The sequence below is a fragment of the Parapedobacter sp. genome (assembly GCF_035556095.1).
Classification (GTDB): domain Bacteria; phylum Bacteroidota; class Bacteroidia; order Sphingobacteriales; family Sphingobacteriaceae; genus Parapedobacter.
Genome location: NZ_DATMFT010000004.1, coordinates 79,109 through 98,242 on the forward strand (window position 1 = coordinate 79,109; position 19,134 = coordinate 98,242).

The 19,134-nt window shown below is 49.9% G+C and carries 15 protein-coding genes; all 15 read left to right on the plus strand.

What is annotated here, in order from left to right:
- Position 1 precedes the first annotated feature (1 nt).
- Entirely contained in the window at positions 2–1,699 is a 1,698-nt protein-coding gene (ilvD, locus tag VNQ80_RS01250) for a dihydroxy-acid dehydratase (RefSeq protein WP_325635565.1), read from the plus strand.
- 52 nt (positions 1,700–1,751) lie between these two features.
- Positions 1,752–3,503, plus strand: coding sequence for a biosynthetic-type acetolactate synthase large subunit (ilvB, locus tag VNQ80_RS01255; protein WP_325635567.1), 1,752 nt, complete (start codon positions 1,752–1,754; stop codon positions 3,501–3,503).
- Between the two features lie 41 nt (positions 3,504–3,544).
- Positions 3,545–4,135 (plus strand): acetolactate synthase small subunit, encoded by a 591-nt coding sequence (ilvN, locus tag VNQ80_RS01260; protein WP_325635569.1) that lies wholly within the window; start codon positions 3,545–3,547, stop codon positions 4,133–4,135.
- Between the two features lie 66 nt (positions 4,136–4,201).
- Complete coding sequence (ilvC, locus tag VNQ80_RS01265) at positions 4,202–5,683, plus strand: ketol-acid reductoisomerase (protein WP_325635571.1); 1,482 nt, start codon at positions 4,202–4,204, stop codon at positions 5,681–5,683.
- 124 nt (positions 5,684–5,807) lie between these two features.
- The gene (locus VNQ80_RS01270; protein WP_325635573.1) at positions 5,808–7,274 is read left to right on the plus strand and encodes an ATP-binding cassette domain-containing protein; all 1,467 of its coding nucleotides are present in this window, start codon (positions 5,808–5,810) and stop codon (positions 7,272–7,274) included.
- A 44-nt stretch (positions 7,275–7,318) separates the two neighbouring features.
- Positions 7,319–8,827, plus strand: a complete 1,509-nt coding sequence (locus VNQ80_RS01275) for a 2-isopropylmalate synthase (RefSeq protein ID WP_349255651.1) — start codon at positions 7,319–7,321, stop codon at positions 8,825–8,827.
- Between the two features lie 80 nt (positions 8,828–8,907).
- Positions 8,908–10,305, plus strand: coding sequence for a 3-isopropylmalate dehydratase large subunit (leuC, locus tag VNQ80_RS01280; protein ID WP_325635577.1), 1,398 nt, complete (start codon positions 8,908–8,910; stop codon positions 10,303–10,305).
- A 4-nt stretch (positions 10,306–10,309) separates the two neighbouring features.
- Entirely contained in the window at positions 10,310–10,906 is a 597-nt protein-coding gene (gene leuD / locus VNQ80_RS01285) for a 3-isopropylmalate dehydratase small subunit (protein ID WP_325635579.1), read from the plus strand.
- Positions 10,907–10,916: 10 nt separating this feature from the next.
- Positions 10,917–12,497: an alpha-isopropylmalate synthase regulatory domain-containing protein gene (locus VNQ80_RS01290; RefSeq protein WP_325635581.1), complete on the plus strand. Its 1,581-nt coding sequence runs from the start codon at positions 10,917–10,919 to the stop codon at positions 12,495–12,497.
- A gap of 83 nt (positions 12,498–12,580) precedes the next feature.
- The gene (leuB, locus tag VNQ80_RS01295) at positions 12,581–13,672 is read left to right on the plus strand and encodes a 3-isopropylmalate dehydrogenase (RefSeq protein ID WP_325635583.1); all 1,092 of its coding nucleotides are present in this window, start codon (positions 12,581–12,583) and stop codon (positions 13,670–13,672) included.
- On the plus strand, positions 13,669–14,901 hold the full coding sequence (ilvA, locus tag VNQ80_RS01300) for a threonine ammonia-lyase IlvA (protein ID WP_325635585.1): 1,233 nt from the start codon (positions 13,669–13,671) through the stop codon (positions 14,899–14,901). The genes leuB and ilvA overlap by 4 nt, the downstream gene beginning before the upstream one ends.
- 330 nt (positions 14,902–15,231) lie before the next feature.
- Complete coding sequence (locus VNQ80_RS01305; RefSeq protein ID WP_325635587.1) at positions 15,232–15,468, plus strand: glutaredoxin family protein; 237 nt, start codon at positions 15,232–15,234, stop codon at positions 15,466–15,468.
- Between the two features lie 108 nt (positions 15,469–15,576).
- Positions 15,577–15,990 (plus strand): class Ib ribonucleoside-diphosphate reductase assembly flavoprotein NrdI, encoded by a 414-nt coding sequence (gene nrdI, locus VNQ80_RS01310; protein ID WP_325635589.1) that lies wholly within the window; start codon positions 15,577–15,579, stop codon positions 15,988–15,990.
- Complete coding sequence (gene nrdE / locus VNQ80_RS01315; protein WP_325635591.1) at positions 15,947–18,052, plus strand: class 1b ribonucleoside-diphosphate reductase subunit alpha; 2,106 nt, start codon at positions 15,947–15,949, stop codon at positions 18,050–18,052. The genes nrdI and nrdE overlap by 44 nt, the downstream gene beginning before the upstream one ends.
- Before the next feature lie 55 nt (positions 18,053–18,107).
- Positions 18,108–19,091 (plus strand): class 1b ribonucleoside-diphosphate reductase subunit beta, encoded by a 984-nt coding sequence (nrdF, locus tag VNQ80_RS01320; protein ID WP_325635593.1) that lies wholly within the window; start codon positions 18,108–18,110, stop codon positions 19,089–19,091.
- Positions 19,092–19,134: the final 43 nt, after the last annotated feature.

The window sequence follows — 19,134 nt, forward strand, 5'->3', positions numbered from 1 at the left end:
TATGCCAACTAATCAAACAACAGAACTAAACAAATACAGCAAAGTATTTACACAAGACAAGACCCAACCTGCAGCCCAAGCCATGCTCTACGGCATCGGGCTAACGGACGATGACATGCAGAAGGCACAGGTTGGTATTGCGAGTATGGGCTACGACGGAAATACCTGCAACATGCACCTCAACGACCTCGCCCAGGTGGTAAAAGAAGGTGTATGGGAGAATGACCTTGTAGGTCTCGTCTTCAACACCATCGGTGTGAGCGATGGCATGAGCAACGGTACGGACGGCATGCGGTACTCGTTAGTGAGCCGCGATATCATCGCTGACAGCATCGAAGCCATTTGTGGCGGCCAATATTACGATGGTGTCATCACCATCCCTGGTTGCGATAAAAACATGCCCGGCTCCATCATGGCCATGGCTCGGCTCGACCGCCCATCCATCATGGTGTATGGAGGGACCATCGCACCGGGTCACTATAAAGGGCAGGATTTGAATATCGTTTCCGCTTTCGAAGCACTGGGACAAAAGATAGCGGGCGAACTCACCGATGAGGATTTCCTAGGCATCGTCAAACACACCTGTCCGGGTGCAGGGGCATGCGGCGGCATGTATACAGCAAACACGATGGCAGCTGCCATCGAAGCACTGGGCATGAGCCTACCCTACTCATCATCCAACCCCGCCGTAAGCGAAGAGAAGAAGCAAGAATGCCGCGAAGCGGGGAAATACATCCGCATCCTCCTCGAGCGCGACATCAAACCGTCTGACATCATGACGCGCAAAGCGTTCGAAAATGCCCTGCGTGTCATCATCATCCTTGGTGGCAGTACCAATGCCGTGCTCCATTTCATCGCCATTGGCAAAAGTGTGGGTATTAATATCACACAGGACGATTTCCAGCGGATGAGTGATACCACCCCGGTACTTGCCGACTTCAAGCCGAGTGGAAAATACCTGATGCAAGACCTGCACAACTACGGCGGTGTGCCAGCAGTGATGAAATACCTGCTCAATGAAGGGTTGCTGCATGGCGATTGCCTTACCGTAACCGGGCAGACGCTGGCCGAAAACTTAGCCGAAGTAACACCGGTTAATGAAATAGACCAACCCATTGTCCATACACTCGACAATCCCATTAAGCAAACGGGTCACCTCCAAATACTGTATGGCAACCTCGCCGAGAAAGGCAGTGTCGCCAAGATTTCGGGTAAAGAGGGGGAACGTTTCGAAGGCCCCGCCCGAGTATTTGACGGTGAGAAAGACCTGATTGCCGGACTAGCTTCAAAACGAGTAAAACCTGGCGACGTAGTGGTCATCAAAAACGAAGGCCCAAAGGGAGCGCCGGGCATGCCCGAAATGTTGAAACCGACCTCGGCCATCATTGGTGCCGGCTTGGGTAAAAGCGTGGCATTAATCACCGATGGCCGCTTTAGCGGTGGTACCCATGGATTTGTGGTAGGCCATATTACGCCGGAAGCGTACGAAGGTGGATTGATCGGCCTGGTTGAGGACGATGACGTCATTGTCATCGATGCGGTTAATAATACGATCAACCTGCTGGTTACCGACGATATCATCGCCGAGCGCAAGGCCAAATGGGAACAACCCACATTGAAAGTAACCAAAGGTGTATTATACAAGTATGCAAAGACGGTAGCGGACGCTGCCTCCGGTTGTGTAACGGATGAATGTTGATTGTAAGTCGTTAGTCATAAGTCGTTAGTACGGAAGCAAAAAACAAAAAACTATGAACACGTTGGAAATCACAAAAGACAACTCGCAGGACAATTTGACGGGCGGTGCTAAAACCACGCAGTTGAGTGGCTCACAGGCTGTGCTCGAAGCGTTGCTGGCAGAAGGCGTAGACACCATATTCGGTTATCCCGGCGGTGCCATCATGCCAATCTATGATGCGCTGTATGATTACAGCGAAAACCTAAAGCACATCTTGGTGCGGCACGAACAAGGTGGCATCCACGCCGCGCAAGGCTATGCTCGCACCTCCGGCCGTGTAGGGGTGGTCTTCGCTACCAGTGGCCCGGGAGCCACTAATCTGGTAACCGGCCTTGCCGATGCCATGATCGACAGCAATCCCATTGTCTGCATTACCGGCCAGGTATTTGCACACCTCCTCGGCACCGATGCTTTCCAAGAAACCGACGTGATCAACATTACTGCTCCGATTACCAAATGGAACTACCAGGTTACCGATGCTTGCGAAATCCCTACGGCATTGGCCAAGGCATTCCACGTAGCACGTACCGGCCGGCCGGGCCCTGTCTTGATCGACATCACAAAGAATGCCCAGATCCAGTCGTTCGACTATACGGGCTATCAGGTGTGCAACCACATCCGTAGCTATCGCCCGAAGCCCATTGTCCGCCGGGAATATGTACAGCAGGCCGCCGAACTGATCAATGCAGCTAAAAAGCCATTTATTTTATTCGGCCAGGGCATCATCCTCGGTAAGGCAGAGGCCGAGTTCAAAGCGTTCATCGAAAAAGCGGGAATTCCCGCAGCAGCTACGGTCATGGGGCTTAGCGCACTGGAAACCGACCACCCCTTGCACGTAGGTATGCTGGGCATGCACGGCAATTACGCACCCAACGTACTTACCAATGACTGCGATGTGCTTATCGCCATCGGCATGCGCTTTGACGACCGTGTGACGGGCAGGTTAGACAAATATGCTAAACAGGCGCAGGTGGTCCATCTGGACATCGACCCTGCTGAAATCGACAAAAACGTAAAAGCAACGGTCCCGGTATGGGGAGACTGCAAAGAGACCCTGCCATTGCTCACGGAATTGGTAACCCAACGTGAACATAAGGAATGGGTAGCACGTTTCCGCGAATTGGAACAGGAGGAAATCACGGAGGTCATCCAAAACGAACTCAACCCCACTACCGAAATCATGACCATGGGCGAAGTCATCAAGACTGTCAATGAACTGACAGGCGGCGACGCGGTAATCGTTACGGACGTCGGACAGCACCAAATGGTAGCTTGCCGCTACGCGAAATTCAACCAATCCAAGAGCAATGTCACCTCCGGTGGGTTGGGCACCATGGGATTTGGACTACCGGCCGCCATCGGGGCTTGGTATGGTGCGCCAGAGCGGACAGTGGTTGCCGTTATCGGCGATGGGGGCATCCAGATGACCATCCAAGAGTTCGGCACCATCATGCAATTCGGTGCCAAGGTGAAAATCCTCGTCCTCAACAATGAGTTTTTGGGGATGGTGCGCCAATGGCAGCAACTCTTCCATGATAGGCGGTATTCGTTTGTAAACATCACCAGTCCGGATTTCGTGACTGTAGCGAAAGGCTACGGCATACCCGGCCGCAGCATCAGCGACCGCACAGACCTGAAACAGGCGGTAAAGGAAATGATCGACTACGATGGATCTTACTTCCTTGAAGTGATGGTAGGCAAAGAAAACAACGTCTTTCCGATGGTACCCCAAGGTAGCAGTGTAAGTGAAATCAGGTTAAAGTAATTGATTTTTGACTTTTGGTTTTTAACTTTTGACAACAAAACATGGACAAGCAAGAATATACGATAACGCTCTATACGGAAAACAGCATCGGGATGATCGGCCGTATATCCATTATCTTCTCGCGGCGCAAGATTAATATCGAGAGCCTCAATACGTCACCCTCGGAAGCTGAGGGCATCCATCGGTTCACCATCGTCATCCATGAAACGGAAGACGTGGTGCGCAAGCTGTGCCGGCAAATCGAAAAACAGGTGGAAGTACTGAAAGCATATTACAACACCAATGATGAAGTAATCTGGCAGGAGCAAGCGCTTTACAAGGTCCCTACAAACATCGTTACCGAAAAAGCGCCCGTTGAGCGGCTGTTACGCCGATACGGTGCCAGCGCGGTGGTAATCCGCAATGACTACACGGTATTCGAAACAGCTGGCCACCGCGAAGAAATCGATGCGCTCACGGAAGCGTTGGCCGAATACAACCTCATCGAGTTTGTGCGGAGTGCCCGCATTGCTATCATTAAGGATAGTGAAGGTTTCCATAAAAAACTGAAAGAGTTTGAAGAAGCCGAACCGGCGGAGGAAGTGATCGAGAATCGCTACCTCAACAAGCAGGATAAAGTATTCACGATGTGACCTGCAACATCAACATGACAGCTAAATAAATACGAAAACAAAAAAGTCAATTACATAAATAGAACAATGGCAAATTATTTCAACACCCTACCCCTTAGAGAACAATTGAACCAATTAGGCGTTGCTGAATTCATGGATATCAGCGAATTCGCTGACGGCGTTAGCGCGTTAAAAGGCAAAAAAATCGTCATTGTGGGCTGTGGTGCTCAGGGCCTCAACCAGGGCCTTAATTTAAGAGACAGTGGACTGGATGTCTCCTACGCGCTCCGCAAGGAAGCTATCGAACAAAAGCGCGATTCATGGAAGAATGCTACCGATAATCATTTCACCGTAGGCACCTATGAAGAGCTTATTCCTACGGCCGACTTGGTCAGCAACCTCACACCCGACAAGCAGCACTCGTCGGTAATCGATGCGGTGATGCCGCTGATGAAAGAAGGCGCTACGCTTTCCTATTCACACGGCTTCAATATCGTCGAAGAAGGAAAGCAAATCCGCAAAGACATTACGGTCATCATGATTGCTCCGAAATGCCCCGGCTCCGAGGTGAGGGCGGAATATCTGCGTGGTTTCGGCGTACCCACACTCATCGCTGTCCATCCGGAAAACGACCCGCAGGGAAAAGGCCTCGCGCAAGCGAAAGCCTATTGCGTGGGAACCGGCGGACACAAAGCGGGCGTATTGCGTTCGTCTTTCGTTGCGGAGGTCAAATCCGACTTGATGGGCGAACAAACCATTTTGTGCGGATTGCTACAAACCGGATCCATCCTGTCGTTCGACAAAATGATCGAAAAAGGCATCGAGCCCGGCTACGCCTCTAAACTGGTGCAATATGGCGTTGAGGTCGTTACCGAAGCGCTGAAACAAGGTGGGGTTACCGCAATGATGGACCGCCTCAGCAATATAGCCAAAATAAAGGCTTTTGAAGTATCCGAAGAACTAAAGGCAATCATGCGTCCTCTCTTCCAAAAACACCAGGACGACATCATGAGTGGCGAATTCAGCCGCACGATGATGGAAGATTGGGCGAATGGCGACAAGCAACTCTTGGGATGGCGTGCTGCCACCGGCGAGACCGCCTTTGAAAAAACACCCGCTGGTGATGTGAAAATCGGTGAACAGGAATATTTCGACCATGCGGTATTTATGGTCGCTTACATCAAAGCCGGGGTTGAACTGGCTTTTGAAACCATGGTTGAAGCCGGTATCAAGCCGGAATCGGCATACTATGAGTCGTTGCATGAAACCCCACTGATTGCCAATACCATCGCGCGTAAGAAGCTCTTCGAGATGAACCGCGTGATTTCCGACACCGCCGAATACGGTTGCTACCTGTTTGACCACGCGTGCAAGCCGCTATTGGCCGATTTCATGAAAACCGTGGATACGGACATTATTGGCAGGGATTTCAATGAAGGCAAAGACCTCGCGGTTGACAACCAAACATTGATTGCTGTAAACGAAGCCATACGTACCCATCCCGTAGAAAAAGTGGGTGCCGTATTGCGTAAGGCCATGACAGCCATGAAGGCTATAAAAACAGTTTAAGAACCTATATCCGGGTCGGTAAAAGCCGTAAAACGCTGAGGCCGATCCGGATCGGTTTAATAGGCCAAGAAAGGGCATAATTGCATATTATTGGCATTTTTTAGTAAATTTGTGTCGTACCATAATGACTGACCCGGTCGTCCATATCGCTCAATTGAATCTGCAGTATGCGGATCGTTTGGTATTGGATCAATTGGACTGGCAAATCCACCGTGGGGAACATTGGCTCATCGGCGGCAAAAGCGGTTCGGGTAAAAGTGCGCTGGCAAAAGCATTGGCGGGGCTTGAGAAAACGAGTGGTAGTATCCGGATCCATTTTGATGACCAATCGGCACTGCCCGCACGCACATTATACGTATCCAATTGGTATCAGTTTACTAACCTGGAAGGTGATCGCAATTTTTATTATCAACAACGATATAACAAACAACAGAAGAACGATACACTCACGGTATACGCCGAATTAGCTGCTTACGCCGAGTCCGAGGACCTCTCATTTGCGGACCTCGAACAATACCTTACCCTTTTTGAATTCGTTGATCTGAAGGGCACCCAATTGATTGAGCTTTCCAGCGGTGAACACAAGAAGCTGCAATTGATCAAAGCATTGTGGCTGAAACCCCAGCTGTTAATTGTCGATGAGCCCTACACCGGGTTGGACAAAGCTTCACGCCAGAAGCTGAATGGTTTTTTTGACGACCTTGCGGCCAGCGGGGTGCAGTTGGTACTCGTTACCAATGAACGGGATGTACCAAACTGCATCAACCGGTTTGCCGAAATTGACCAAGGCAAACTCAACCAGGTGGACGATGCACACGCGATTTCGATGGATGTAAGCCGCACAAAACAAACACTACCCGCATTTCTTAGGGAAGCACCGGCATCACCTTCCGAGATCATGGTGCACATGGAAAACATCCAGGTCCGGTACGGCGAGAAGGTGGTGCTCAGCGGAATCGATTGGACGGTACGTGCAGGCGAAAAATGGTTACTTCAAGGGCACAACGGGTCGGGAAAATCTACCTTGCTGAGCCTGATAACGGGCGACCACCCACAAGCGTATGCCAACAACATCAGCCTCTTCGGTCAACCGCGCGGTAGTGGCGAGAGCATTTGGGAAATCAAGGAACGCGTAGGCATCATCTCGCCTGAACTGCATTGGTATTTTGATAAAACCGCCCGGGTGTGGGAAGCCATTGCTTCGGGTTTCTATGACAGCATCGGTTTGTTCAGGCAGGTCAGCTATGAGAAACAGCAGAAAATTGATCAACTGCTAGCCTTCTTTGAACTTACCGATGTCAAAGACCGGCTGATCACTACACTGCCCTTGGGAAAACAGCGCTTGGTACTGCTGGCCAGAACGATTATCAAAAACCCGCCGTTGCTGATACTGGATGAGCCATGCCAAGGGCTTGACCATACGCAAACGGCCTTTTTCAATGCGGTAGTCGATGAGTTGTGCGGTTTTGGAAAAACGCTGATCTATGTTGGTCACTACGAAACCCAACTGCCCAATTGTTTGGAAAAGAAGATGGTACTTGAAAAAGGTAAAGTAAAAATAATAGAAGAGATGAGCGAGCTTGTTTATTAAGCAGGTTACCAGAACACATAACATAAACAAAAAAACAATTTATGATGTTGCACGATCCTAACCGCATATATATTTTTGATACCACCCTCCGGGATGGCGAGCAAGTGCCGGGTTCACAACTGACCACCCCCGAGAAACTCATCATCGCTGAAGCACTGGAGGAGCTGGGCGTGGATATTATCGAAGCTGGTTTCCCGATTTCGAGTCCCGGCGACTTCAAGAGCGTCGTGGAAATATCCAAGTTGGTGACAAACCCCACGGTGTGCGCGCTTACGCGCGCTGTCAAAGGTGATATCGACAGCGCGGCCGAAGCACTGAAGCACGCTAAGCACCCCCGGATCCATACGGGTATCGGTGCCTCAGACATGCATATCAAATACAAATTCAACAGCACGCGGGAAGCCATTTTGGAGCGTGCCGTCGAAGCGGTGAAATATGCGAAAAGTTTCGTTGAAGATATCGAGTTTTATGCGGAGGATGCCGGCCGGGCCGACAACGAATACCTCGCCCGCATGATCGAGGCCGTAATTGCAGCCGGTGCAACCGTCGTAAACATACCGGATACCAACGGTTACTGCCTTCCCGAACAATACGGCGCCAAAATCAAGTACCTCAAAGACAACGTAAAAAACATCGACCAAGCCATTATATCCGTCCACTGCCACAATGACCTGGGGCTCGCTACGGCAAATAGTTTGGCTGGTCTGCAAAACGGCGCGAGGCAAGTAGAGTGTACCATCAACGGCATCGGTGAGCGTGCAGGAAATACCTCGCTCGAAGAGGTTGTTATGGCATTGAAAACCCATCAATCACTCGGGCTACATACCCAGATCAACACGAAACAACTGTACCCGCTTAGCACGACGGTGAGCCGGATGATGCGCATGCCGGTTCAGCCCAACAAGGCGATCGTAGGCCGCAACGCGTTTGCACATAGTTCAGGCATACACCAAGACGGGGTACTTAAGCACCGTGAAAATTACGAAATCATCAACCCGGAGGATGTCGGCATCGACCAGTCGGAAATCATATTGACCGCCCGGAGCGGCAGGCATGCGTTGAAACATCACTTGGTGCGCTTAGGATACGCCAGTGATCGGATAGACCTCGACCAGATCTACCAACGCTTCTTGGAGTTGGCGGATGCAAAAAAGGAGCTGAAAGACGACGATCTGCTCCAGTTGATGGGTGCAAAGACCGAAGAGAACTTTAAAAATGGGTTAGCCATCAATGCCCTGCAGGTAACTACCGGTGATCAGGATACCCCGATAGCGACCATCAGATTGGCCCACAACGGGGAGGAGTTTACGACCACCGCCACCGGCAATGGTCCGGTGAGCGCCACCATCAAAGCTATCGAGGAAATCACGGGCAAACACATCGAAATCAAGGAATTTAATATCCATTCGATCCACGGTGGCAGTGATGACGTAAGCAAAGTGGATATGCGCGTGGTGTACGAAGACAAATCTTATATGGGCTACGGGTTCAGTACAGATATCGTCCGGGCTTCCGCAAATGCGTACCTCGATGCGCTCAACAAGTTTATTTAGGTATTAGTGATAAGTCATTAGTCGTAAGTCGCTACGCTAACGGCAAACAGCAAACAGCAAAAAACGAAACAACTATAAAAATGAGTAAGACATTATTTGACAAAGTGTGGGATGCACACGTCGTGCATAAGATCGAAGGAGGGCCTGATGTGTTATTTATTGATCGGCATTTGATCCATGAGGTAACCAGCCCCGTTGCGTTTCTTGGGCTCAGGAACCGTGGAATCCGTGTATTGTATCCGGAGCGCACATTTGCAACGGCAGACCACAACACGCCGACAATAAACCAGGATAAGCCCGTGGCGGACCCATTGTCTGCCAACCAATTGAGGGCATTGGAAGAGAACACGAAGGAATATGGCATCCCACATTGGGGATTGGGCCATTATAAAAACGGAATCGTCCACGTGATTGGTCCGGAGAACGGGATTACGCAACCCGGTGCCACCATCGTATGCGGCGACTCGCACACCTCTACCCACGGTGCTTTCGGCGCCATCGCCTTCGGGATCGGCACCTCAGAAGTGGAAATGGTCCTTTCCACGCAATGCATCATGCAGCCGAAACCGAAAAAAATGCGCATCACCATCAACGGTACATTAGGCCGTGGTGTGCTGCCCAAAGACGTGGCGTTGTTCATCATTTCCAAACTCACCACCTCGGGTGCCACCGGTTACTTCGTCGAATACGCCGGTTCGGTATTCGAGCAGATGAGTATGGAAGGCCGCATGACCGTCTGTAACCTCAGTATCGAAATGGGTGCCCGTGGCGGGATGATCGCGCCCGACCAAACCACGTTTGACTACATCAAAGGCCGCGAGTTCAGCCCGAAAGGTGCAGACTGGGACAAAGCAATGGCTTATTGGAAAACGCTCAAAAGCGATGCCGACGCCCAATTCGACAAAGAGCTCACGTTTGACGGTTCGGAAATCGAACCGATGATCACGTATGGTACCAACCCGGGCATGGGCATCGGTATTACCCACGATATCCCCGATGCCGAGCAAGTGGAAGCAGCGAAAGCAACGTTTGAGAAATCGCTCGGCTACATGGGCTTCCATGAGGGCGAAGCCATGATTGGCAAGAAAATAGATTATGTGTTCTTAGGCAGCTGCACCAACGGCCGCATTGAAGACTTCCGCGCCTTCGCATCCCTGGTGAAGGGTAGGCGGAAGGCCGATGATGTGACGGTGTGGCTGGTGCCCGGCTCGCACGTTGTCGAAAAACAGATCCGTGAGGAGGGCATCCTCGATACGCTCACCGAAGCCGGCTTTACCTTGCGGCAGCCCGGTTGTTCGGCCTGCTTGGCGATGAACGACGATAAAATACCAGCAGGGAAATACGCCGTGAGTACGTCAAACCGTAACTTCGAAGGCCGGCAGGGCCCGGGCGCCCGTACCTTACTTGCCAGCCCATTGGTAGCGGCAGCTGCTGCCGTAACCGGCAAAGTAACCGATCCACGAACCCTCATTTCATAACGACATGGCATACGACAGTTTCAACATATTGACAAGTACAGCGGTTCCACTTCCTATCGAGAATGTGGATACCGACCAGATTATCCCGGCACGGTTCCTGAAGGCAACCGAACGGAAAGGTTTCGGGGATAACCTCTTCCGCGATTGGCGGTACCACCCCGATAATACGCCAAAAGCGGATTTCGTACTGAATGATCCCACTTACAGCGGGAAAATCCTCGTTGGTGGCAAAAACTTCGGCTCCGGCTCATCCCGCGAACACGCCGCATGGGCAATTTATGATTATGGTTTCCGATGCGTGATATCCAGTTTCTTTGCTGATATCTTCCGCAATAACTGCCTGAATATCGGTGTACTACCTGTACAGGTAAGCGCAGCGTTCCTTGAAAAGGTATTTGCTGCGGTTTATGCCGATCCAGATACCAAGTTGGAAGTCAACCTGCCCGAGCAGACCGTTACGATACAGTCCACCGGCGAAAAGGAATCTTTCGATATCAATAACTACAAGAAGGGCAACATGATGAATGGCTTTGATGATATCGATTACCTGCTCAATATAAAATCCGACATCGAAGCGTTTTCCAAGACACTCCCACTGTAATCGTAATCGCATGGCCAGCAGGATAATTGAAATCATGGACACCACGCTGCGCGATGGCGAACAGACATCGGGCGTGTCGTTCTCGGTTTCTGAAAAACTGACCATCGCGCAATTGCTCTTGGAGGAACTGCAGGTGGATCGGGTGGAGATCGCTTCGGCGCGTGTTTCACAAGGCGAATTTGACTGTGTGAAAGCGGTAGCCAAATGGGCAGCGGACAATGGTCATCTTGACCGCATCGAGGTCCTCTCGTTTGTAGATGGTGGCAAATCGCTCACTTGGATGCAGCAAGCTGGCATCAACGTGCAGAACCTGCTTACTAAAGGTTCGCTGAACCACCTGACGCATCAACTGCGGAAAAGTCCACAGCAACACTTCGATGAGATTGCTGCCGTTATCGAATCGGCCGCCGAAAGCGGCATCCGTACCAACGTGTATCTCGAAGACTGGAGCAATGGCATGCGCCATTCGCCCGACTATGTGCTGCAATACCTCGATTTCCTGACATCACAGCCTATCGATCGGATTATGCTGCCCGATACGCTCGGCATCCTTTCGCCAAGCGAAACCGCTGCGTTTGTTTCGTCCGTACGGACAAGGTACCCCCAAACACGTTTTGATTTCCATGCGCACAACGATTACGACCTCGGTACGGCCAATGTATTGGAAGCCGTAAAAGCCGGCATAAATGGATTACACCTCACTGTAAACGGCATGGGCGAACGCGCTGGCAATGCTCCATTGGCAAGTGCAGTAGCAGCAATCAATGACCTACTGACCGATGCCAGGGTACGCATCAACGAGTCGGCCATTTATACGGTGAGTAAGCTCGTGGAAAACTTTTCCGGCGTACGGATACCCACCAATAAACCGGTGGTGGGCGATAATGTCTTCACGCAGACGGCAGGTATCCATGCCGATGGCGACAACAAGAAGAACCTGTATTTCAACGACCTGCTGCCCGAACGTTTCGGCCGCAAGCGCAAATACGCATTGGGCAAGACTTCAGGCAAAGCGAATATCGAAAGAAATCTGCAAGAGCTTGGTCTCAAGCTGAATGAAGAAGATCTGAAAAAGGTGACCCAGCGTGTGATCGAACTCGGTGATAAAAAGGAGACCGTAACCATGGAGGATCTCCCCTACATCATTTCCGACGTGCTGACCACCGGCACCCAGGAACTGCAGATATTAGTGGAATCGTACGTACTTACACATGCCAAGGGCCTCCGCCCATCGGCAACCATCGCCGTACGGATAAATAGCAAACTGTTTGAAGAACATGCGCAGGGGGATGGTCAGTTCGATGCCTTTATGAACGCACTGACGATGGCTTATTCAAAAAATAATATCCGGCTACCGGAATTGATAGATTATAATGTGCGGATTGCACCGGGAAGCAGTTCGGATGCACTCTGTGAAACCACCATCACTTGGCAAACGGACAAACGGACATTTTCAACCCGCGGATTGGATTCGGACCAAACCGTATCGGCCATCAAGGCGACCCAGAAAATGCTGAATATCCTCCCAGACATTAGACATCAGACTCTTGATAGTAGACATTGGACACTAAATTTTAGATTTAAATATTAGATACGAGAACAAGGATGAAGGATTGGTCTTCGGGCCTTCAGACTTTTTTAATTTTGACTTTTAACTTTTGACTTTATAAAAAAATGGAACTAAATATAGCGCAGTTGCCCGGCGACGGAATCGGGCCTGAAGTTGTTGCACAAGCGGTAAAAGTAATTGATGCGGTTGCCGAGAAATTCGGACATCAAGTGAACTGGACGTCCGGTTTGACCGGGGCCGCGGCCATTGATGCCGTAGGCGACCCCTATCCGGAAGCTACCCACGAAATCTGCATGGCAGCTGATGCCGTGCTGTTTGGTGCCATTGGCCACCCCCGTTATGACAACGACCCCAAAGCCCCCGTACGTCCTGAACAGGGTCTCTTGAAAATGCGCAAAAAACTCGGTCTATTTGCTAATGTACGGCCTACGTTTACGTTTCCTTCACTGATTGACAACTCGCCTTTGAAAAGGGAACGCATCGAAGGAACGGACCTGATCATTCTCCGCGAGCTTACCGGCGGCATCTACTTTGGCGAGCGTGGGCGGAAAGACGGTGGCGATACCGCATTCGATACCTGTACCTACACCCGCGAAGAAGTGCAGCGCTTGGCAAAGCTGGGCTTTGAGATGGCCATGAACCGCCGCAAGAAGCTTTGCTGCGTGGATAAGGCAAACGTACTTGAAAGTTCTCGCTTATGGCGTGAAACGGTACAAGACATGGAAAAGGATTTTCCCGAAGTGGAAGTAAGCTATGAATTTGTAGATGCCGTAGCCATGCGTTTGGTCCAGTGGCCCAGTGCTTATGATGTGTTGATTACCGAAAACCTCTTCGGCGACATCCTCACGGACGAAGCTTCCGTCATTTCGGGCTCTATGGGGTTGATGCCTTCGGCTTCCATTGGTATACATACCTCCCTATTCGAGCCGATACACGGGTCTTACCCGCAGGCAGCGGGTAAAGACATCGCCAACCCACTAGCAACGGTCCTTTCGGCCGCCATGCTGTTAGAAGATGTATTTGGCCTCAATGATGAGGCGGCCCTCATCCGGGAAATTGTCAACAAATCGCTGGCTGAAGGTGTTGTCACCGAAGATCTGTCGGGGAAAAACAAGGCGTATAAGACCAGCGAAGTAGGTGATTGGTTAGCAGCTCAAGTGAGGCTGGATGAAGCTGTGGAAACTTCAGCTTCATGAAAAACCGTACCGAAGCGGCGGCCGAACGCTTGGCGGGGGTGGTAACACACACCCCGCTTCAGTATAGCCAGCGGTTATCGGAAAAGTACACCGCTGCCGTGTACCTCAAGCGGGAGGACCTGCAGGTAGTCCGCTCATACAAACTACGCGGAGCCTACAACAAAATCAGCAAACTCACGGAAGCCGAACGCGCTAACGGCGTGGTATGTGCCAGTGCCGGCAACCATGCACAGGGGGTAGCTTTTTCATGTAAGCGACTAGGCATCAAAGGGGTCATATTCATGCCCGGCCCTACCCCACGGCAAAAAATCAGTCAAACGGAGATGTTTGGCGGCGACCGTATCGAAATTATTCTTACTGGCGACACCTTCGACGACTGCCAACAGGCTGCTACGGCATACTGTACCAAACACGGACTCACCTTCATCCATCCCTTTGACGACCCCGATATCATCGAGGGCCAGGGCACCGTGGGTGTCGAAATCCTGCAAGACCTACCCGCCACCGATATGGTTATCGTTCCCATTGGCGGCGGTGGCCTCATCTCAGGGATAGGGAATTATTTCAAAGAAACGAAGCCGGAAATCGCCCTCCTTGGCGTGGAACCCGAAGGCGCTCCCTCCATGAAAGCCGCATTGGCAAATGGCGGACCGATAACCCTCAATGAAATCAACCGTTTTGTAGATGGTGCTGCGGTAAAACGAATCGGTGACCTTACCTATCGGTACGGGAGCGCATTATTGGACGATGTACAACTTATTCCCGAGGGGAAAATCTGCACCACCATCCTCGAACTGTATAACAAGGATGCGATTGTGGCCGAACCTGCAGGCGCGCTCGCCGTCGCCGCACTCGATGCTTATGCCGAACAAATCAGGGGTAAAAACGTGGTATGTGTCATAAGCGGTGGTAATAACGATATCGACCGTATGGCAGAAATTAAGGAGTTATCCCTGCTGTATGAAGGGCTCAAACACTACTTCATTGTCCGCTTCCCCCAGCGCCCGGGTGCGCTGAAGTTATTCGTTAATGAAGTCTTGGGCCAACACGATGACATTACCCGATTCGAATTCATTAAAAAAACCCAGCGTGAACGTGGACCGGCACTGGTTGGTATCGAGTTGCAACATGCCGCCGATTATACAGCACTGATCGACCGTATGCGCAAACATCGCTTCGATTTTAAGGAAGTAAATAACGATCCGACGTTGTTCGAATACTTGATTTGATAACACGGGAACCGTGGTCGGCTGAGCGTATTAACATATCAATAAATATACCGAAAACAGCAAGCATTTCTCCACAGTCCTTATTACTGGAAGGAACACAACGAACACATAATACTAATAACCAACACATTAAACCTACACTAGCAAACAGCATTTATCCACAATGTGTATAATTCCACATCTGTTGATAACAATTGCTACCTACCTGGAATTAAATAGCTGATATTTGTTCAAAGGCTACAACTTACCAACCACACGGCGAAAATAATCGGAAGCAACCCAATAAACATTTGGCTTCCGGTAGATGTTGAACAATAAATTTTATAGCGTATGACACGGATTATTAAGTTCGAAAAAAATGATTGTGCGCCCTGCAACCAAGTGTCGGATTTTCTCGACCGCAGGGGTATTTCCTATGAAAAAGTGAATCCGTTTGACAAGCCGGAGCTAGCCATCCAATACAAGGTCCGCACCGTGCCCACTGTCATCGTGCTGAACCAAGATCAAGAAACCCAACGCATCATCGGATTCAAGCCGGAAGAACTATCAGCCTTGACCGTACAATAACCCGCCGAGCCCAGCGAGCCTGTATTAGGCACGTGCGGTATGGCATCATAACACGAAATAAAGACCCCCTCGGTATGTGGGGGTTTGGCATCTAAAAAGGTTCGCAACATGGAGCGGATATATTACGATAGTAAAACAGGCAACGTAGAACGGTTTATGCATAAGGTGGCCGAAGTGACGGGTTGGGAAACACAGAAAATCCAACCGGATACGGTAGCCGTTCAGGAAGGTCATCTAGTAACGTTCACCACGCGGTTCGGAGAAATCCCCGAAACCACGAAAAACTTTCTAGCGCAGGCAAGCCCATATATCCTATCTGTATCGTCGAGCGGAAACCGGAATTGGGGACAGAATTTCGCCGTTGCCGGAAACAAGATCGCCATCGAATACGGTATCCCATTGGCCTTGAAATTTGAGCTATCGGGAACCAACGAAGACATTAACGAATTTATCGCCATCATCAAAGCAAGGAAAAACCATGGTAACAAACGAGGTAGCAAAGAGCTGGATACTGCTCAATAACGAAATCATGATCAAGAACGATGAGGAATTTAGCCTGCACAAGGACAAAGAGGCTGTGCGCGCTTATTTCCTTGAGTATGTCAATAAAAACACGGTATTCTTTTATACCCTCAAAGAAAAAATAGACTACCTCATCGAAAACAACTATTACATCAATTTCTATGAGTGGTTTACCTTTGAAGAGATGGAGCGGGTATACGATTTCATCGCTTCAAAAAAGTTCCGCTTCGCCTCGTTCATGAGTGCGTTCAAGTTTTTCCAAAGCTATGCCCTGCGGGATGACTCGGGCGAGAAATTCCTGGAACGCTACGAAGATCGCGTTGCTGCGGTATCGTTGTTCCTTGCCCGCCATGGTGGAATAGAGCAGGCCTTGGAATACGCCGAACTCTTGATCAACCAAGAATACCAACCCGCTACCCCTACATTCCTCAATGCAGGCAAAAAACGTTCGGGTGAATTGGTGTCCTGTTTTCTCGACGAAATCGGCGACAACCTCAATGGCATCGGCTATGCGGTCGATTCAGCGATGAAGTTGTCGTCTATCGGTGGTGGTGTTTCATTCAATATTTCGAAAATCCGCGCCCGGGGCGAAGCCATAAAAGGCGTGGAAGGACGTGCCGGTGGTGTGCTGCCCATCATGAAAATCCTCGAAGATACCTTCTCTTATGCCAACCAGTTGGGCCAGCGGCCGGGAGCGGGAGCGGTGTACCTCAACATCTTCCATTCGGATATCGAAGAATTCCTTGATTGTAAGAAAATCAACGTGGATGAGAAGGTCCGCATCAAGTCGCTATCCATCGGTGTAATCGTGCCCGACAAGTTCATGGAACTGGCAACCAAGGACGAACCCTGTTACTTAATTTATCCGCATACGGTGATGCAGGAATATGGCCAACCGCTGGATAACTTGGATATGGACGAAATGTACGATGAGCTTGTGACCAATCCGAAGATAAAGAAACGTAAAATCAATGCCCGCCACCTATTGGTCAAGATTGCCCAAACACAGAAGGAAAGCGGTTATCCATACATCTTCTTTAAAGAGAACGCCAATAAGCAACATGCATTGAACGGTATCGGCAAGGTTAAATTTTCTAACCTCTGTACCGAGATCATGCAGGTATCCGAGGTATCCGACATCAACATCTACGGACAGGAAGACACCATCCGGTACGGCATCTCATGTAACCTAGGCTCACTCAATATCGCGACCGTAATGGATAACAAGCGGATTAAGGAGTCTGTAAAAACGGCTATGCGCGCGCTCACCATGGTAACCGATGTGACCGATATCGCTATGGTGCCGTCTATCCAAAAAGCTAACCGCGAACTGCACAGCGTAGGCTTAGGTGCGATGAACCTTCACGGCTTCCTCGCGAAGAATTTCATCATGTATGAAAGTGAGGAAGCATTGGATTTTGCCAACGTCTTCTTCATGATGGTCAACTATTATTCGCTTCAGGCATCCATGGAAATAGCCCGTGAGCGGAAGCAAACGTTCGAAGGTTTCGAGAAAACGGCTTATGCCGATGGGTCGTATTTCGACAAATACGTTAATCGCGATTACTTCCCCACCACCATTAAGGTGACCGAATTGTTCGCTGGTGTCGACATCCCTTCGATGGAAGATTGGAAAGCATTGAAACAGCAAGTGCAGGAGCATGGCATATACCACGCTTATCGGATAGCCATTGCACCCAACCAGTCGACCTCGTACATCATGAACGCTACCGCTTCGGTTATGCCGATCGTAGATACCATTGAAGTGCGGGAGTATGGCGATAGCACCACTTATTACCCCATGCCCTACCTCACCAACGATAATTACTTCTATTACAAATCGGCATACGATATGGACCAGATGAAGGTATTGCGGTTGATTTCCGTTATCCAACGGCACGTGGACCAGGGCATTTCCACCATTCTGCATACCAACTCAAAAGACAATACCCGCGATTTGGCAAAATACTATATCTATGGGCATAAAATGGGGTTGAAATCGCTGTATTACACGCGTACGCGGAAGTCATCGATCAACGAATGTGTATCGTGCTCGGCGTAGCTCTGCGAGTAAAGAGTAAAGAGTAAAGAGTAAGGAGCAAAAAAGCAAAACCATCATGAAACAATATAAAGCCGTCAATTGGAACGAACCGGAAAATGACTATGCATTGATGTTTTGGGAACAGAACATCAAACAATTCTGGATAGACACCGAATACATTCCTTCTAAAGATATCGACAGTTGGAAGGCCCTTTCCCCCGAAATGCGGGAGTGTTACAAAAAAGCATTGGGTGGACTTACACTACTCGATACGCTGCAAAGTCACACAGGCATGCCGAAAATCATGGATCATATCGATTCATTGCAGAACAAATCGGTACTAGCATACATGTGCATGATGGAAGCCATCCACGCCAAGTCATACTCGACCATCTTCACCACAGTGGCTACGTCGCGCGATATCGAAGACATCTTCCAATGGGTACAGAACAACAAATACCTGCAGTTTAAGGCATCAACTATCGATAAACATTACCGTAAATTGGCCGATGCCGATATCAGCAAGGAAGATCTGTTCATGGGCTTATGCGCCTCGGTATTCCTGGAATCCTTCCTGTTCTATAGCGGTTTCTTCATCCCGCTGTGGCTTTGCGGACAGGGACATATGGTGGCCAGCGCGGACATTATCAAGAAAATTGTAGCCGACGAGTCTATTCACGGCGTATTTGTAGGGCTGCTGGCGCAGGATGTTTACAAAACACTCCCCCACCCCGAAAAGACGAAAGAAAAGTTGTTGGAACTGCTCAACGAACTGTACGAGAATGAGCTCAAGTATACCGAAGAGATTTATACCGAAGTGGGCTTAACGGCCGAAGTGAAAGAATATGTACGCTACAATGCGAATAAAGCGCTGATGAACCTGGGCTTCGAACCCATCTTTGAGGTCAAGCGGGTAAACCCGATTGTATTGAACGGACTCAGCGTAGAAACCACCCAACATGATTTCTTCTCCAAGAAATCCACCAACTACGAAAAAGCAACGGAAATCGTACACCTTCGCGACGAAGATTTCGTGATGGACACGTCGATAGCCATATAATGAGAAAAAGGGGGCTTCACAGCCCCCCTTTTTCCCGCTACCT

Coding starts and splice junctions, on each gene's coding strand:
- ilvD (WP_325635565.1), top strand. CDS start 2: ATGCCAACTAATCAAACAACAGAACTAAACAAATACAGCAAAGTATTT.
- ilvB (WP_325635567.1), top strand. CDS start 1,752: ATGAACACGTTGGAAATCACAAAAGACAACTCGCAGGACAATTTGACG.
- ilvN (WP_325635569.1), top strand. CDS start 3,545: ATGGACAAGCAAGAATATACGATAACGCTCTATACGGAAAACAGCATC.
- ilvC (WP_325635571.1), top strand. CDS start 4,202: ATGGCAAATTATTTCAACACCCTACCCCTTAGAGAACAATTGAACCAA.
- VNQ80_RS01270 (WP_325635573.1), top strand. CDS start 5,808: ATGACTGACCCGGTCGTCCATATCGCTCAATTGAATCTGCAGTATGCG.
- VNQ80_RS01275 (WP_349255651.1), top strand. CDS start 7,319: ATGTTGCACGATCCTAACCGCATATATATTTTTGATACCACCCTCCGG.
- leuC (WP_325635577.1), top strand. CDS start 8,908: ATGAGTAAGACATTATTTGACAAAGTGTGGGATGCACACGTCGTGCAT.
- leuD (WP_325635579.1), top strand. CDS start 10,310: ATGGCATACGACAGTTTCAACATATTGACAAGTACAGCGGTTCCACTT.
- VNQ80_RS01290 (WP_325635581.1), top strand. CDS start 10,917: ATGGCCAGCAGGATAATTGAAATCATGGACACCACGCTGCGCGATGGC.
- leuB (WP_325635583.1), top strand. CDS start 12,581: ATGGAACTAAATATAGCGCAGTTGCCCGGCGACGGAATCGGGCCTGAA.
- ilvA (WP_325635585.1), top strand. CDS start 13,669: ATGAAAAACCGTACCGAAGCGGCGGCCGAACGCTTGGCGGGGGTGGTA.
- VNQ80_RS01305 (WP_325635587.1), top strand. CDS start 15,232: ATGACACGGATTATTAAGTTCGAAAAAAATGATTGTGCGCCCTGCAAC.
- nrdI (WP_325635589.1), top strand. CDS start 15,577: ATGGAGCGGATATATTACGATAGTAAAACAGGCAACGTAGAACGGTTT.
- nrdE (WP_325635591.1), top strand. CDS start 15,947: ATGGTAACAAACGAGGTAGCAAAGAGCTGGATACTGCTCAATAACGAA.
- nrdF (WP_325635593.1), top strand. CDS start 18,108: ATGAAACAATATAAAGCCGTCAATTGGAACGAACCGGAAAATGACTAT.